Origin of the sequence: Streptomyces sp. SCUT-3, from assembly GCF_014083985.1 — a bacterium.
Taxonomy (GTDB): domain Bacteria; phylum Actinomycetota; class Actinomycetes; order Streptomycetales; family Streptomycetaceae; genus Streptomyces_H; species Streptomyces_H thermolineatus.
The window spans coordinates 2,927,729-2,941,450 of the sequence record NZ_CP046907.1 but is presented as its reverse complement, the minus strand read 5'-3'; the positions used below and the strand labels follow the sequence as shown (position 1 = coordinate 2,941,450).

At 70.9% G+C, this 13,722-nt stretch carries 12 protein-coding genes; 4 read left to right on the top strand and 8 right to left on the bottom strand.

Annotation, left to right across the window (positions count from 1 at the left end; translation table 11 throughout):
• Positions 1 to 76 precede the first annotated feature (76 nt).
• Together GQS52_RS12900 and dnaB are read right to left on the bottom strand one after the other, a co-directional pair.
• Entirely contained in the window at positions 77 to 685 is a 609-nt protein-coding gene (locus GQS52_RS12900) for an SMI1/KNR4 family protein (protein ID WP_182313601.1), read from the bottom strand.
• Between the two features lie 308 nt (positions 686 to 993).
• A complete protein-coding gene (gene dnaB / locus GQS52_RS12895; RefSeq protein WP_182316406.1) occupies positions 994 to 2,496 on the bottom strand; it encodes a replicative DNA helicase in 1,503 nt (500 codons plus the stop codon).
• A 497-nt stretch (positions 2,497 to 2,993) separates the two neighbouring features.
• Here dnaB and GQS52_RS12890 point away from each other — a divergent pair, with 497 nt between their 5' ends.
• Complete coding sequence (locus tag GQS52_RS12890; RefSeq protein WP_182313600.1) at positions 2,994 to 4,322, top strand: MATE family efflux transporter; 1,329 nt, start codon at positions 2,994 to 2,996, stop codon at positions 4,320 to 4,322.
• Between the two features lie 167 nt (positions 4,323 to 4,489).
• On the opposite strand, the gene rplI is transcribed toward GQS52_RS12890, so the two are convergent.
• The 4 genes from rplI to rpsF form a co-directional block, all read right to left on the bottom strand.
• The gene (gene rplI / locus GQS52_RS12885; protein WP_182313599.1) at positions 4,490 to 4,936 is read right to left on the bottom strand and encodes a 50S ribosomal protein L9; all 447 of its coding nucleotides are present in this window, start codon (positions 4,934 to 4,936) and stop codon (positions 4,490 to 4,492) included.
• 17 nt (positions 4,937 to 4,953) lie between these two features.
• Positions 4,954 to 5,190, bottom strand: a complete 237-nt coding sequence (gene rpsR, locus GQS52_RS12880) for a 30S ribosomal protein S18 (protein WP_143647570.1) — start codon at positions 5,188 to 5,190, stop codon at positions 4,954 to 4,956.
• A gap of 84 nt (positions 5,191 to 5,274) precedes the next feature.
• A complete protein-coding gene (locus tag GQS52_RS12875; protein WP_182313598.1) occupies positions 5,275 to 5,856 on the bottom strand; it encodes a single-stranded DNA-binding protein in 582 nt (193 codons plus the stop codon).
• A gap of 86 nt (positions 5,857 to 5,942) precedes the next feature.
• A complete protein-coding gene (gene rpsF, locus GQS52_RS12870; protein ID WP_182313597.1) occupies positions 5,943 to 6,233 on the bottom strand; it encodes a 30S ribosomal protein S6 in 291 nt (96 codons plus the stop codon).
• Between the two features lie 263 nt (positions 6,234 to 6,496).
• On the opposite strand from rpsF, the gene GQS52_RS12865 reads away from it, so the two are divergent.
• The 3 genes from GQS52_RS12865 (at position 6,497) to GQS52_RS12855 (ending at position 9,211) form a co-directional block, all read left to right on the top strand.
• Positions 6,497 to 6,811: a hypothetical protein gene (locus tag GQS52_RS12865; protein ID WP_182313596.1), complete on the top strand. Its 315-nt coding sequence runs from the start codon at positions 6,497 to 6,499 to the stop codon at positions 6,809 to 6,811.
• A gap of 204 nt (positions 6,812 to 7,015) precedes the next feature.
• A complete protein-coding gene (locus GQS52_RS12860; RefSeq protein WP_182313595.1) occupies positions 7,016 to 8,134 on the top strand; it encodes a peptidoglycan bridge formation glycyltransferase FemA/FemB family protein in 1,119 nt (372 codons plus the stop codon).
• A gap of 45 nt (positions 8,135 to 8,179) precedes the next feature.
• Positions 8,180 to 9,211: an alanine racemase gene (locus GQS52_RS12855; protein ID WP_182313594.1), complete on the top strand. Its 1,032-nt coding sequence runs from the start codon at positions 8,180 to 8,182 to the stop codon at positions 9,209 to 9,211.
• A 149-nt stretch (positions 9,212 to 9,360) separates the two neighbouring features.
• Here the strand turns inward: GQS52_RS12855 and GQS52_RS12850 are convergent, their stop codons facing one another.
• Together GQS52_RS12850 and GQS52_RS12845 are read right to left on the bottom strand one after the other, a co-directional pair.
• Positions 9,361 to 10,938 carry a glycosyltransferase 87 family protein gene (locus GQS52_RS12850; RefSeq protein WP_182313593.1) on the bottom strand — a complete coding sequence of 526 codons (1,578 nt, stop codon included), beginning with the start codon at positions 10,936 to 10,938 and terminating at the stop codon, positions 9,361 to 9,363.
• A gap of 156 nt (positions 10,939 to 11,094) precedes the next feature.
• Positions 11,095 to 13,632 (bottom strand): transglycosylase domain-containing protein, encoded by a 2,538-nt coding sequence (locus GQS52_RS12845; RefSeq protein WP_346268237.1) that lies wholly within the window; start codon positions 13,630 to 13,632, stop codon positions 11,095 to 11,097.
• Between the last annotated feature and the right edge of the window lie 90 nt (positions 13,633 to 13,722).

Below are 13,722 nucleotides of genomic sequence, written 5' to 3'. Positions count from 1 at the left end.
CGCGACCACGGCGGTTGTGGGTTCTCAACCTCGATGTCATGTGACCGGCTGGGTGACCTGCGCCTTCGGACCGTTCTCAGTTGTGTGACAGACCCTCTCGGCTGCGGTGCTTCCTCAGCAGGCGGTCGAGAGGCGCTCGCAGGGCGGGCGAGGTCAGTTCCAGGTCACGGTCGTCGCGGCCGTCGAGCATGTGGTCGAGCCAGCGTTCGTACCAGGCCAGGAAGTCGGTGGCCGACGAGACCTTGGGGCCCCGGAAGCCGTCGGCGTTGCCGGTGACGACGCGGCCTGCCAGGGGCCCGGTGATGCCGAGGAGCACCAGGTCGGTGCACCCTGCCTCGATGATGTGCAGGAAAAGGTCGCTTCGGTGAAGCGGGCCGCCGGCGAACGTGAAACCCCGAGGGCGGCCGGGCTCGCCCCGGGGGTCCATCGTGAACAGCCGACACGACTGCAACGGCAGCAGACCGTAGAAGGGCGATGCCCCACCCCCGCCCAGCGTGGTCAGGAAGCTGCGGTAGGGACCGGGCAGTCCGATGTGGTGGTCGGCCTCGAACTCGGAGACCTTCGCGTCCGGCAACGGGGGTTCGAGGCGGAACCCGTGCTTCTCTTCACCGAAGGAGTGGCTTCGCAGCGCGGCATAGGGCACTTTGGCGAGCTTGCGTCGGATTCGGGCGATCCGGGAGTTCATGCGAACTCTTCTCTCTGTCCTCCCGCAAACTACCTGCTCACCGGCGCGGGTGTCACCAGTGTGATCGGCTGCCCGTAAGCCGGTTGTGCCCCGCATTGCGCACTGGGATCCTCCCCGGGCGACCAGCCCGAGCACGGAACTGCAGTCCGAGGCCGGACGGGAAGGTCTCTGCTGTCGCGTCCGAACCGGTGCAAGGCCACCCGGACAAGGGAGGGCAGTGGCCTGCGGTCCTCAATCCCGTGTCAGATCGGCCGGTCGGACGACGTTGCGGCTGAAACGACACGGGACTCGAGAACCCGCAGCGGTCGCTACATGTTCCCGGCCATGTCGACGAAGCGGGAGTAGTGGCCCTGGAAGGCCACGGTGATGGTCGCCGTCGGGCCGTTTCGGTGCTTGGCCACGATCAGGTCGGCCTCGCCCGCGCGCGGGGACTCCTTCTCGTAGGCGTCCTCGCGGTGCAGGAGGATGACCATGTCGGCGTCCTGCTCGATCGATCCCGACTCGCGCAGGTCGGAGACCATGGGCTTCTTGTCGGTGCGCTGCTCGGGGCCTCGGTTGAGCTGGGAGAGCGCGATGACCGGCAGCTCCAGCTCCTTGGCCAGGAGCTTGAGGTTCCGGGACATGTCCGAGACCTCCTGTTGGCGGCTCTCGGGCCGGCGCGAGCCTCCGGACTGCATCAGCTGGAGGTAGTCGATGACGACCATCCGCAGGTCGTTGCGCTGCTTGAGGCGGCGGCACTTGGCGCGGATCTCCATCATCGACAGGTTCGGCGAGTCGTCGATGTACAGCGGGGCGGCGGAGACCTCGGGCATGCGGCGGGCCAGCCGGGTCCAGTCGTCGTCCGTCATGTTGCCGGAGCGCATGTGGTGCAGCGCGACCCGCGCCTCGGCGGACAGCAGGCGCATCGCGATCTCGTTGCGCCCCATCTCCAGGGAGAACACGACGCTGGGCAGGCCGTTGGCGATCGAGCACGCCCGCGCGAAGTCCAGGGCGAGCGTGGACTTTCCCATCGCGGGACGGGCCGCGACGACGATCATCTGGCCGGGGTGGAGGCCGTTGGTCAGGGAGTCGAGGTCGGTGAAGCCGGTGGGGACGCCGGACATCTGGCCGCTGCGCGAGCCGATGGCCTCGATCTCGTCGAGCGCGCCCTCCATGATGTCGGCCAGCGGCGCGTAGTCCTCGTTGGTGCGCTGCTCGGTGACGGCGTAGATCTCGGCCTGGGCGGAGTTGACGATCTCGTCGACGTCGCCGTCCGCCGCGTATCCCATCTGGGTGATGCGGGTGCCGGCCTCGACCAGGCGGCGCAGGACGGCGCGCTCGTGGACGATCTCGGCGTAGTACTCGGCGTTGGCCGCGGTGGGGACGGTGGAGACCAGGGTGTGCAGGTAGGAGGCGCCGCCGACCCGGCCGAGCTCGCCGCGCTTGGTGAGCTCGGCGGCGACGGTGATGGGGTCGGCGGGCTCGCCGCGGCCGTAGAGGTCGCAGATGGCCGCGTAGATGGTCTCATGGGCCGGCCGGTAGAAGTCGTCGCCCTTGATGACCTCGACGACGTCGGCGATGGCGTCCTTGGAGAGCATCATCCCGCCGAGCACGGACTGCTCCGCGGCCAGGTCCTGCGGGGGAACCCGCTCGAAGCCGCCCGCCGCGAAGCCGTCGCGGTCGCCGTCCCGGTCCCCGGACCGGCCCCGTCCGCGGTCGCCGCGGCCCCGGCCGCCGTCGCGCCCGTCGCCGTCACGGCGGTAGCGGGCGACGGGCAGGAGGTCGGAGGGGCTGTCGGGGAAGTCCGGCTCGTCGGGCCACGGCTCGTCCAAGGGCGCGACCGGGTGGCCCCCACCGTGCTCGGGCTGGTTCAACCCCGCACCTCCTCCCGTCCGCGAAGCGGACGACCTGCCGCGCCGTGCCCCTCTTTCCTACGGCACAGCTCTGACACATGGGCAGCCCGGCTCCCCGTCCGGCGAGTCGGACTCGCGGAGCGGGCGGAGGAGGGGCGCCGCTACACGGTAGGGGTGGCGGGCGGCCTGGGCAAAGACAGTTATCCACAGGCCTTGTGGACGACCGGCCCCAGACTGTGGAGAAGCCCTCCCAACCTGTGCACAGCTCGGGGGAAAGAGCTGTGGACAAGCACACAATCATCTGATGTACAGGGCTCTGACCTGCATCTTCGGCGCCCCCTCCCTGTGCACGAGAAAAACTTTCCCGACCGGACGAAGATCACGACAAACGGTGCGCCACTCATCACCCTGTGCGCCCAACAGTAAGGACCATCCCTCAATTTCATGTATTACCTGTGGATGGTTATCCTGCACCCATGCACCGGGCCTCCACCTCCACGCGCCGTCACGACCGCGAGATCCTCGCGCTCGCCCTGCCCGCCTTCGGCGCACTGGTGGCCGAACCCCTCTTCGTCCTGGTCGACTCCGCCGTCGTCGGGCACCTCGGCACCCCGCAGCTCGCCGGCCTCGGCGTAGCCGCCGCCCTCCTGACGAGCGCCGTCAACGTCTTCGTCTTCCTGGCCTACGCCACCACGGCCGCCGTCGCCCGACGCCTCGGCGCGGGCGACCTCGCCGCCGCCCTCCGCCAGGGCATCGACGGCATCTGGCTCGCCGTCCTCCTCGGCGCGCTCGTCCTCGCGGCCGCCCTGCCCCTCGCGCCCCCGCTGGTGGAGCTGTTCGGCGCCTCCGCCACCGCCGCCCCGCACGCCGTCACCTACCTGCGCGTCAGCGCCCTCGGCGTCCCGGCGATGCTGGTCGTGCTCGCCGCCACCGGAGTGCTGCGCGGCCTGCAGAACACCCGGACCCCCCTCGTGGTGGCCGTCGCCGGGTTCGGCGCCAACGCGGTGCTCAACGTGGTCCTGGTGTACGGCGCCGGCCTGGGCATCGCCGGTTCCGCGTGGGGGACCGTGCTCGCCCAGTGGGGCATGGCGGCGGCCTACCTCACCGTGGTGGTCCGCGGCGCGCGGCGGCACGGCGTGCCCCTGCGGCCCGACGCCCCGGGGATCCGCGCCTCGGCCACGGCGGGGGTGCCGCTGCTGGTGCGGACCCTGAGCCTGCGCGCCGTCCTGATGATCGCCACCGCGGTCGCGGCCCGGCTCGGCGACGCCGACGTCGCCGCGCACCAGGTGGTCCTGGGCCTGTGGAGCCTGCTGGCGTTCGCCCTGGACGCCATCGCCATCGCCGGCCAGGCGATCATCGGCCGCCACCTGGGGGCGGACGACGCCGAGGGCGCGCGGGACGCCTGCCGCCGGATGGTCCGGTGGGGCGTGGTCTCCGGGGCCGTGCTGGGCGTGCTGCTGGCACTGGCCCGCCCCGCGGTCGTCCCGCTGTTCACCGGCGACGCCGCGGTGCGCGCGGAGCTGATGCCCGCCCTGCTGGTGGTGGCGCTCGTCCAGCCGGTCAGCGGCGTGGTCTTCGTCCTCGACGGGGTGCTGATGGGCGCCGGGGACGGACCCTTCCTCGCCGGGGCCATGCTGGTGACGCTGGTGGCCTTCGCACCCGCGGCCCTGGCCGTCCTGGCGCTGGGCGGCGGCCTGACCGCGCTGTGGTGGGCGATGGGCCTGTTCATGCTGGTCCGGATGGCCTCACTGGGGTGGCGCGCCAGGTCGGGGCGGTGGATCGTCACGGGCGCCGTTCGCGCCTGACCCGTTCGCGCCTGCCCCCGTACGCACCCGACCCGGTGCGCGCCCGGTCCGGTGAACGCCCGGCCCGGGGCGCGCCCCGGCGGTGGTGCCCGCCGGGCCCGCGGACGCCTCAGGGGCCGGCACCCGGACGGGTACCGGCCCCTGAGGGACTGTCACGCTGCCCTGCTTCAGGCGGCGACGACCTCGAGGTCGAGGTTGGCGGAGACCTCCGGGTGCAGACGCACGGAGATCTTGTGCGAACCGACGACCTTGATCGGCGCGCCCAGCTCGATGCGGCGCTTGTCGACGTCCGGACCACCGGCGGCCTTGATCGCCGAGGCGATGTCGGCCGGGGTGACGGAGCCGAACAGGCGGCCGGCCTCGCCGGCGCGGGTGCTCAGGCGCACCTTGACGCCCTCGATGCGGCCCTTGATCTCGTTGGCCTGCTCGAGGGTCTGGATCTCACGGATCCGCCGCGCGCGGCGGATCTGCTCGACGTCCTTCTCGCCGCCCTTGGTCCAGCGGATCGCGAAACCGCGCGGGACCAGGTAGTTGCGGGCGTAGCCGTCCTTGACGTCCACGACGTCACCGGCGGCACCGAGGCCGCTGACCTCGTTGGTGAGGATGATCTTCATGCTTCGGTCACCCTCTCTCAGCGAGCGGTCGAGGTGTAGGGCAGCAGCGCCATCTCACGGCTGTTCTTCACAGCGGTGGCGACGTCGCGCTGGTGCTGGGTGCAGTTGCCGGTGACCCGGCGGGCACGGATCTTGCCGCGGTCGGAGATGAACTTCCGCAGCAGGTTCGTGTCCTTGTAGTCGACGTAGGAGATCTTCTCCTTGCAGAACACGCAAACCTTCTTCTTAGGCTTGCGAGCAGGCGCCTTGGCCATTGTCTCTTCTCCAGTACGGGTAACAAGAAGTGCGGTGTGGCCCGCCCTTCGTGCGCGGTCCGGGCCGGCAGGCCCGGGGCCGGGCTAGAAGGGGGGCTCGTCCGAGTAGCCGCCGCCGGAGCCGCCGCCCCAGCCACCACCGCCGCCGCCACCGGCGGGCTGGCCGCCGCCGGCAGGGGCACCGGTGGCCCACGGGTCGTCGGCCTGGGCGCCGCCGGCCTGGCCGCCGCCGGGGCCGCCGCCCCAGCCGCCGCCCTGCTGGCCGCCGCCCCCGCCGCCGTAGCCGCCCTGGCCGCCGCGACCGGTGGTCTTGGTGACCTTGGCGGTCGCGTTGCGGAGGCTGACCCCGACCTCGTCGGCCTCGAGGTCGACGACCGTCCGCTTGACGCCCTCACGGTCCTCGTAGGTCCGCTGCTTGAGCCGGCCCTGGACGATGACGCGCATGCCGCGCTGCAGCGTCTCGGCCACGTTCTCCGCCGCCTGCCGCCAGACACTGCACGTGAGGAAGAGGCTCTCGCCGTCCTTCCACTCGTTGGTCTGCCGGTCGAAGGTGCGGGGGGTGGACGCGATGCGGAACTTCGCGACCGCCGCACCGGACGGGGTGAATCGCAGCTCGGGATCGTCGACAAGGTTGCCGACGATCGTGATGACGGTCTCGCCTGCCATGGTTGGGTGACCTCTCGGCGGGTGTGCTGGCTGCTCGTCCGTGCTTACTGCACGGATGTGCCGGTCGTGGACCGAGCCCTAGGGGCTCAGTGCATGTCCGGGCGGAGGACCTTGGTCCTCAGGACCGACTCGTTCAGGTTGAGCTGGCGGTCGAGCTCCTTGACCACCGCGGGCTCGGCCTGCAGGTCGATGACCGAGTAGATGCCCTCGGGCTTCTTGTTGATCTCGTACGAGAGACGACGACGGCCCCAGGTGTCGACCTTCTCCACCTTGCCGTTGCCCTCGCGGACGACGGAAAGGAAGTTCTCGATCAGCGGGGCGACTGCGCGCTCCTCGAGATCGGGGTCGAGGATGACCATCACCTCGTAGTGACGCATGTGAACCCACCTCCTCTGGACTCAACGGCCACGGTCTCTCCGTGGCAGGAGGGTTTCTCGCGTCGCAACGGTACTGCGGACCACCGACAACGGAACGGGGAACCGGCCGTCGACGGCGTCCGGGCAGACACCGGTGCAGACCGTACAGAGTACCCGCCCGCGACCCGCCGCTTGAAATCACCTGACCAATGCGGGCAACCTGGACACATCGGGTGGAAAAGGCGCCACACACCGTGCGCCGCCTTCCCCTCACGGAGGTCCCCATGGCACAGACACTGCGTTCGCAGAGCCCCCTCGCCCTGATCAACCGCGACATCAAGGAGCACCCGAAGGAGAACACCTTCGCCGCCGCGACCCTCGTCCTGGGACTGGTCGCCCTGATCACCGCCGCGTTCCCGGACCTGCACCTGGTCAGCTCGTGGGCGGGCCTGTTCGGCGTCCTCGCCGGCGCCTACGGGCAGATGATCTCGGCGACGACGGGGGAACGGAGCATCCTGGTCGTCGGCCTCGGCGCCTCGGCGCTCGGCTTCTTCCTCGGCATGTCCAACGGCGGGCTCTTCGGGGGCCTGCTCGGATAACCCGACCGGCCCCCTTCCGGCCCCACCCCTTTTGACCCTTTCCCCCCGCCCTTCCGGTCCACCCCCGTACGGCCCCGCACGGCCCCCCGTCCGTGCGGGGCCGTACGCCCGCCCGGGCCCGGGAACCCGTCCGGCAGACCGGGGCGTTCCCACCTCGCAGTAGGCTTCGGCGGACAGACATAGAGGCCGGTAGGAGCGCCCCGCATGAGCTTGACCCTGAGGACCATCAGCCGTCAGGAGCACCTGGCGTTTATCAACAGCCGCCCCTCGGCGAGCCACATGCAGGTCCCGGCATGGGCGGACGTGAAGGCGGAGTGGCGCTCCGAGAACCTCGGCTGGTTCGACGCGTCCGGCGAACTGGTGGGAGCCGGCCTGGTCCTCTACCGGCAGCTGCCGAAGATCAAGCGGTACCTGGCCTACCTGCCCGAGGGCCCGGTCATCGACTGGTTCGACCCCCGCCTCGAGGACTGGCTGGAACCGATGCTGGCCCACCTGAAGGAGCAGGGCGCCTTCTCGGTGAAGATGGGCCCCCCGGTCGTCATCCGCCGCTGGGACGCCCCCGTCATCAAGGACGCCATCGCCAAGAAGCAGGCGAAGTCCCTGCGCGAGGTCGAGGCGTCGTTCATCGAGCCGCGCGCCTTCGAGCTCAACGAGCGGCTGCGCCGCATGGGCTGGCAGCAGGGCGAGGACGGCGGCGCCGGCTTCGGCGACGTGCAGCCGCGCTACGTCTTCCAGGTCCCGCTGGCCGACCGCTCCCTGGAGGACATCCACAAGGGCTTCAACCAGCTGTGGCGCCGCAACATCAAGAAGGCCGAGAAGGCCGGCGTCGAGGTCGTCCAGGGCGGCTACGACGACCTGCCCACCTGGCAGAAGCTGTACGAGGTCACCGCCGAGCGCGACGGCTTCCGCCCGCGCCCGCTGTCCTACTTCCAGCGGATGTGGACGGCCCTCAACACCGAGGACCCCAACCGCATGCGCCTGTACCTGGCCGTGCACGAGGGCGAGGCGCTGGCCGCGACCACCATGCTGATCGTCGGCGGCCACGTCTGGTACTCCTACGGCGCCAGCGCCAACCACAAGCGCGAGGTGCGGCCGAGCAACGCCGTCCAGTGGCGGATGATGCGCGACGCCTACGCACTCGGTGCCCACGTCTACGACCTGCGCGGAATCGGTGGCAGTCTGGACGAGAACGACCACCTCTTCGGCCTGATCCAGTTCAAGCTGGGTACGGGTGGGCAGGCCGCGGAGTACGTGGGCGAGTGGGACTTCCCCCTCAACAAGCTGCTGCACAAGGCACTCGACATCTACATGTCGCGTCGCTGAGCCGCACGGTTTCCACCCGACACGAGAGAGGTCACTGAACCGGCCATGGCGCTCACCCTGTACGTCGACACCGCACGCTGGCGTGCGCATCAGCACAGCGTGCTGGAGGCATTCCCGGGTCTGGTCCCGGTGTGCAAGGGGAACGGCTACGGTTTCGGCCACGAACGCCTGGCGGAGGAGGCCGTCCGCATGGGGGCGGACGTCCTGGCCGTCGGCACGACGTACGAGGCCGCCCGGATGAAGGACTGGTTCGGCGGCGACCTGCTCGTCCTCACCCCGTACCGGCTGGGCGAGGAGCCGGTGCCGCTGCCGGACCGGGCGATCCGCTCGGTCTCCTCGGTCGAGGGCGTGCGCGGACTGGTCGGCGCCCGGGTGGTCGTCGAGGTCATGAGCAGCATGAAGCGGCACGGCGTGTCCGAGGAGGACCTGGACAAGCTGCACGCCGCCATCGAGGACGTGCGGCTCGAGGGCTTCGCCATCCACCTCCCCCTGGACCGCACCGACGGCTCGGACGCGGTGGAGGAGGTCTTCCAGTGGATGGAGCGGCTGCGGGCCGCCCGCCTGCCGCTGCACACCATGTTCGTCAGCCACCTCAAGGCCGACGAGCAGGCGCGGCTGCAGCAGCAGTTCCCGCAGACGCGCTTCCGGGCCCGGATAGGGACCCGGCTGTGGCTGGGCGACCACGAGGCGACCGAGTACCGGGGCGCGGTGCTGGACGTCACACGGGTCGCGAAGGGCGACCGCTACGGCTACCGCCAGCAGCGTGCCACCGGCGACGGCCACCTGGTCGTCGTGGCCGGCGGCACGTCGCACGGCGTGGGCCTGGAGGCGCCCAAGGCGATGCACGGGGTGATGCCCCGGGCGAAGGGCGTGGCACGGGCCGGACTGGCCACCGTCAACCGCAACCTGTCGCCGTTCGTGTGGGCGGGCAAGCAGCGCTGGTTCGCCGAGCCGCCGCACATGCAGGTCTCGATCCTCTTCCTGCCCGCCGACGTCGCCCCGCCCGCCGTGGGCGACGAGCTGGTGGCGCACCTGCGGCACACCACGACCCAGTACGACCGCCTCGTCGACCGCTGAGCGGACCGCCCAGCGGGTCCGCAGGGCGGGCGCGCAGCGAGGCGCCCAGCGGGTGACAGGGCGGGTCCGCGTCCCGTGCACGGACGGAGGGGGCGGCCGCCGGATCCTTCCGGCGGCCGCCCCCTCCTCGTGTGCTCCGGGCCCGGCGGTCAGCGCCCCGGCGGCCGGTCCGGCCCGTCGTCCGGCCCCGCGTACGGCAGGGCCGGGGACGGCAGGACCGGGGACGGACGGGGGGCCCGGGTGCCCCACCGGACTGTGGTGACGCCGCCGGACCGGCCGTCGTCCTCCCCGGCCCCGGGGGCGGCGTGGAGGCGGTGCAGGGCGAAGCGGTCAGGGGTGCCGTCCAGGACGCCGCCCGAGGGGTCGTCGAGGCCGCCGCGGCGGACCGGGTCCCGGTCGGGGAAGAGGATGTCGCGGACCACCACGGCGCACAGGTAGAGCGTCCCGAGCAGGTGGACGGCGATCGCCAAGTGGTAGCCCTCCTGGGGCAGCCCCTGGTTCTTGTCGCCGCTGGTGGTGTGGGCGAGGTACATCCAGATGCCGAGGAAGTACACGACCTCGCAGGCCTGCCAGACGAGGAAGTCCCGCCACCTGGGGCGGGCCAGGGCGGCCAGCGGGACCAGCCACAGCACGTACTGCGGCGAGTAGACCTTGTTGCTGAGGACGAACGCGGCGACCACCAGGAAGGCCGTCTGCGCGAAGCGCGGGCGACGCGGGGCGTACAGGCACAGCGCGGCGATCCCGGCGCACATCAGCAGCATGGTGCCGGTGGCGTAGACGTTGACGTGCTCCAGGGCCCTGCCGCGGGTCTGCATGACGATCAGCCAGATCGAGCCGTAGTCCTCACCGCGCTCCTGGCTGAAGGTGTAGAACTTCGACCAGCCGTCGAAGGCGAGGAGCATCACCGGCAGGTTCACCGCCAGCCAGGAGGCGGCCGCGCCGCCGAGCGCGGCGCCGAACGCGCGCATCCGCCCGGCCCGCAGGCACAGCACCAGCAGCGGTCCGAGCAGCAGCACCGGGTACAGCTTGGCCGCGGTCGCCAGTCCGATGAGCACACCGGCCCAGCCGGGCCGCCGCCTCGACCACAGCAGCATGCCGACGGCGGCCAGCGCGACGGCCAGCAGGTCCCAGTTGATGGTGGCGGTCAGCGCGAACGCCGGGGCGAGGGCGAACGGCAGCGCGTCCCAGGGGCGGCTGCGGTGGGTGCGGGCGACTGCGAACGCGGCGACCGCCGTGCAGGCCATCAGCGCGGCCGCGTTGACCAGCCAGAAGACCTGCTCGCGGTGCTGGATCGTGCCCGTGCCCGGGGTGAACCAGGAGGTGACCTCCATCAGGAGGCCGGTGAGGACCGGGTACTCCAGGTACTCCATGCCGCCCGAGACGCCCTGCGGGATGGCGTCGAAGTAGGGCGCGAGCCCCTCGGCGAAGCCCCGGCCGTGGAAGAGGTGCGGGATGTCGGAGTAGCAGGCGTGCGTGTACTGGGCCCCGGCCCCGAAGAACCAGGCCCCGTCGTAGCAGGGGAACTTCTGCACCATCCCCAGTGCGAACACCCCGACCGACAGCAGGACGACGACCAGTTGCGGGGTCAGCCGGCCCCGGTACACCGCCGCGTACCGGCCGGGGGGGCCGCCCAGGAACCCGGTGGCCGCGGCGGCGACCGGGTCCTCCTCGGACGGGCGTACGGGACCCCCGCCGGTCCCGTCGGGCTTCTTGTCCACGGACGTCATGCCGCCATCCTGCCGTACACCCGCCGGGGGCGGCCCCCGGCGGGCGGCGCGGGGCGGCCCCGTACCGGGAGCGCCGGGAGGAGGTGCGCGAAAGGCCGCGGCCGCGGGGAGCAGGTGCTCCCCGCGGCCGCGGCCGGGTGACGGGTCGGACCCGGGTCAGCCGCCTCCGCCGCTGAAGAGGCCGCCGTTTCCGTTGCCGTTGCCGTTGCCACCGGTGGTGGTACTGCCGTCGGTGGTGGTGCCGTCGGTGGTGCCGCCGTCCGTGGTGGTGCCGCCGGTGGTGGTGCCGTCGGTGGTGGTGCCGCCGTCCGTGGTCCCGCCGTTGCCGCTGCCTCCGGTGTCGACGCAGCCGAAGATGCCGCAGGTCTCACCGGCGCTCGGGGAGGGCTTGGGGTCCTTGCCCGGCTTCTTGGTGGGCGACGCCGAGGGCTCGGGGGTAGGGGACTCCGATTCCGTCTCGCTCGGCTCGGGCTCGGGCTCGGGACTCTGGCCGGGCCCGTAGACGACATCGCCGATCGGCTGGGGCACGGGGAACTGCACGACGGGCTCGCCCTTGAGAGCGATCTTCATGTACTCGGTCCAGATCTCGGCCGGGAACGAGGCGCCGTGGATCGAGTCCAGACCGGCCACGCCGTTCATGGAGAGGAACTCCTGGCTCTTGGCGGTGGAGTCGACCCGCCACATGCCTACCGTGGTGGACAACTGCGGGGTGTAGCCAGCGAACCAGGCCGACTTGTTGTCGTCGGTGGTACCGGTCTTGCCGGCGGCCGGGCGTCCGAGGTTGGCCTCCTTGGCCACGCTGCCGGTGCCCTCCTCCACGACGGTGCGCAGCGCGTCCGTGACGGTGTCGGCGACGTCCGCGGGGAACGCCCTCTCCTTCTTCGTCTCGTGCTTGTACTTCACATCGCCGTTGTACTTGACCTTGAGGACGGAGTATGGCTCCACCTTCTCGCCGCTCTTGGCGAAGGTGCCGTAGGCGTTGGCCAGGCGGATGGCGCTGGGGGCGGAGGTGCCGAGGGAGAAGGTGGGGGTGAGGCTCGCCATGCTTTGGTCGTCGCGCAGACCGGCGGCCACCGCCGCGTTCTTCACCTCCTTGAGACCGACGTCCATGCCGAGCTGGATGAAGGGGGTGTTGATCGAGAACTGCATCGCCTCACGCAGGTCGACCGGGCCGTAGCTCTCGTCACCGTCGTTGGGCTGCAGCCACTGCTCGCCGTCCTCGTTCTGCCAGTAGGTCTTGTGGTCGTACTCGTACAGCTTGATCTTGTTGTCGCCGTTGTAGATGCTCTTCAGCGACACCGGGGTGCGCATGTCGTCCGGCTGCTCGTCGGGTCCCGGGCCGTTGGGGTCGAGTACGCCCTTGTCCAGGGCCGCGGCCAGGACGAACGGCTTGTAGGTGGAACCCACCTGGACACCGGTGTAGTCGGCGTTGTTGGTGAAGTGCTTGAAGTAGTTCTCACCGCCGTAGACGGCGGCGATCGCGCCGTCCCCGGGGACCACGGAGGCCCCGCCGACCTGGATGTGGTTGTCCACCTCGCGGTTCTTCGGGTCGAGGTTCTTCTTCAGGACCCTCTTGACAACCTTGTCCAGGGCGTCGACCTTCTCCTTCTCGAAGGTCGTGTAGATCTGGTAACCGCCCATGCCGAGTTGCTTGTCGGTGATGCCCAGTTCCGACTTCACGAAGCTGTTGGCCAGGTTGACCATGTAGCCCTTCTGGCCCTCCAGCCCGGTCGCGGGCTTCTGCGGCTTGGGCATGGGGAATTTGTCAGCGGTGTACTTCGCCCGCTCCGAGGCGTCCATCAGGCCGACCTCGACCTGGCGGTCGAGGATCCAGGCCCAGCGCTCCCGGGCCGCCTTCTCCTGCTTGGGGCCGTAGTCCGGGTTAAGGGTGCCCTCGCCCTTGAGGAGGGCGGCCAGGAAGGCGCTCTCGGAGGCGTCCAGGTCCGCGGCGTCCTTGTAGTAGTACGCCTGGGCGGCGGCCTGGATGCCGTTGGCGTTGCGCCCGAACCAGCTGGTGTTCAGGTAGCCCTCGAGGACCTTGTCCTTGTCCTCGGGGTCGCCGAGCTTGAGCGAGATGAACAGTTCCTGGAACTTGCGCTTGATGGTCTGGTCCTGCGTCAGGAACATGTTCTTGACGTACTGCTGGGTGATGGTGGAACCACCCTGCGTCTCGCCGCCGGTGGCCATGTTGACCACGGCGCGGGCCATGCCCTTGACCGAGATGCCGCGGTCGGTCCGGAAGGTGTCGTTCTCCGCCGCGATCACCGCGTTCTGCAGGTGCGTCGGCATCTCGTCCAGGCCGATCCGCTGGCGGTTGGTGTCGCTGCCGGCCGCGACCATGCGCGACCCGCCCTTCCAGTAGTAGACGTTGTTCTGCTGGACCGCCGCCTCGTTGGGGTTGGGCTCCTCCACCAGGGCGTAGGCCACGGCCGAGCCGCCGAGGAGGAAGAGGAGGCCGGTCAGGCAGATGCCGGTGACCTGCTTCCAGGACGGGACCCAGCGCTTCCAGCCATAGCGGTCGTGGCGCGGGTAGTCGACGAGCCGCTTGCGGCCGTTCGCCGTCGCGGCCCCCGCCCCTGCCCCGGCGCCCGCGGCGCGGCGGCGGCCTGCGGCTCTGCCTCCCCCTCCGCCGGACCGTGCCGCGCGTCGTGCCTCGGCCCTGCTTCCGTACTCCCGGGTGTCGTCGTCCCTCATCGGGGAATGCGACCCGGAACCCGCTCCGCGCGGTGGAGCCGCGCGGCGGCCGGACGGGGGCTGCGGCGCTCCTCGTCGGGCCGCGGCGCG

Excerpts from the sequence above, each read along its gene's own strand:
- GQS52_RS12845 (WP_346268237.1), bottom strand. The coding sequence starts at position 13,632 with ATGAGGGACGACGACACCCGGGAGTACGGAAGCAGGGCCGAGGCACGA.
- GQS52_RS12900 (WP_182313601.1), bottom strand. The coding sequence starts at position 685 with ATGAACTCCCGGATCGCCCGAATCCGACGCAAGCTCGCCAAAGTGCCC.
- GQS52_RS12875 (WP_182313598.1), bottom strand. The coding sequence starts at position 5,856 with ATGGCAGGCGAGACCGTCATCACGATCGTCGGCAACCTTGTCGACGAT.
- GQS52_RS12850 (WP_182313593.1), bottom strand. The coding sequence starts at position 10,938 with ATGACGTCCGTGGACAAGAAGCCCGACGGGACCGGCGGGGGTCCCGTA.
- GQS52_RS12855 (WP_182313594.1), top strand. The coding sequence starts at position 8,180 with ATGGCGCTCACCCTGTACGTCGACACCGCACGCTGGCGTGCGCATCAG.
- GQS52_RS12865 (WP_182313596.1), top strand. The coding sequence starts at position 6,497 with ATGGCACAGACACTGCGTTCGCAGAGCCCCCTCGCCCTGATCAACCGC.
- rplI (WP_182313599.1), bottom strand. The coding sequence starts at position 4,936 with ATGAAGATCATCCTCACCAACGAGGTCAGCGGCCTCGGTGCCGCCGGT.
- GQS52_RS12860 (WP_182313595.1), top strand. The coding sequence starts at position 7,016 with ATGAGCTTGACCCTGAGGACCATCAGCCGTCAGGAGCACCTGGCGTTT.
- rpsR (WP_143647570.1), bottom strand. The coding sequence starts at position 5,190 with ATGGCCAAGGCGCCTGCTCGCAAGCCTAAGAAGAAGGTTTGCGTGTTC.
- rpsF (WP_182313597.1), bottom strand. The coding sequence starts at position 6,233 with ATGCGTCACTACGAGGTGATGGTCATCCTCGACCCCGATCTCGAGGAG.
- GQS52_RS12890 (WP_182313600.1), top strand. The coding sequence starts at position 2,994 with ATGCACCGGGCCTCCACCTCCACGCGCCGTCACGACCGCGAGATCCTC.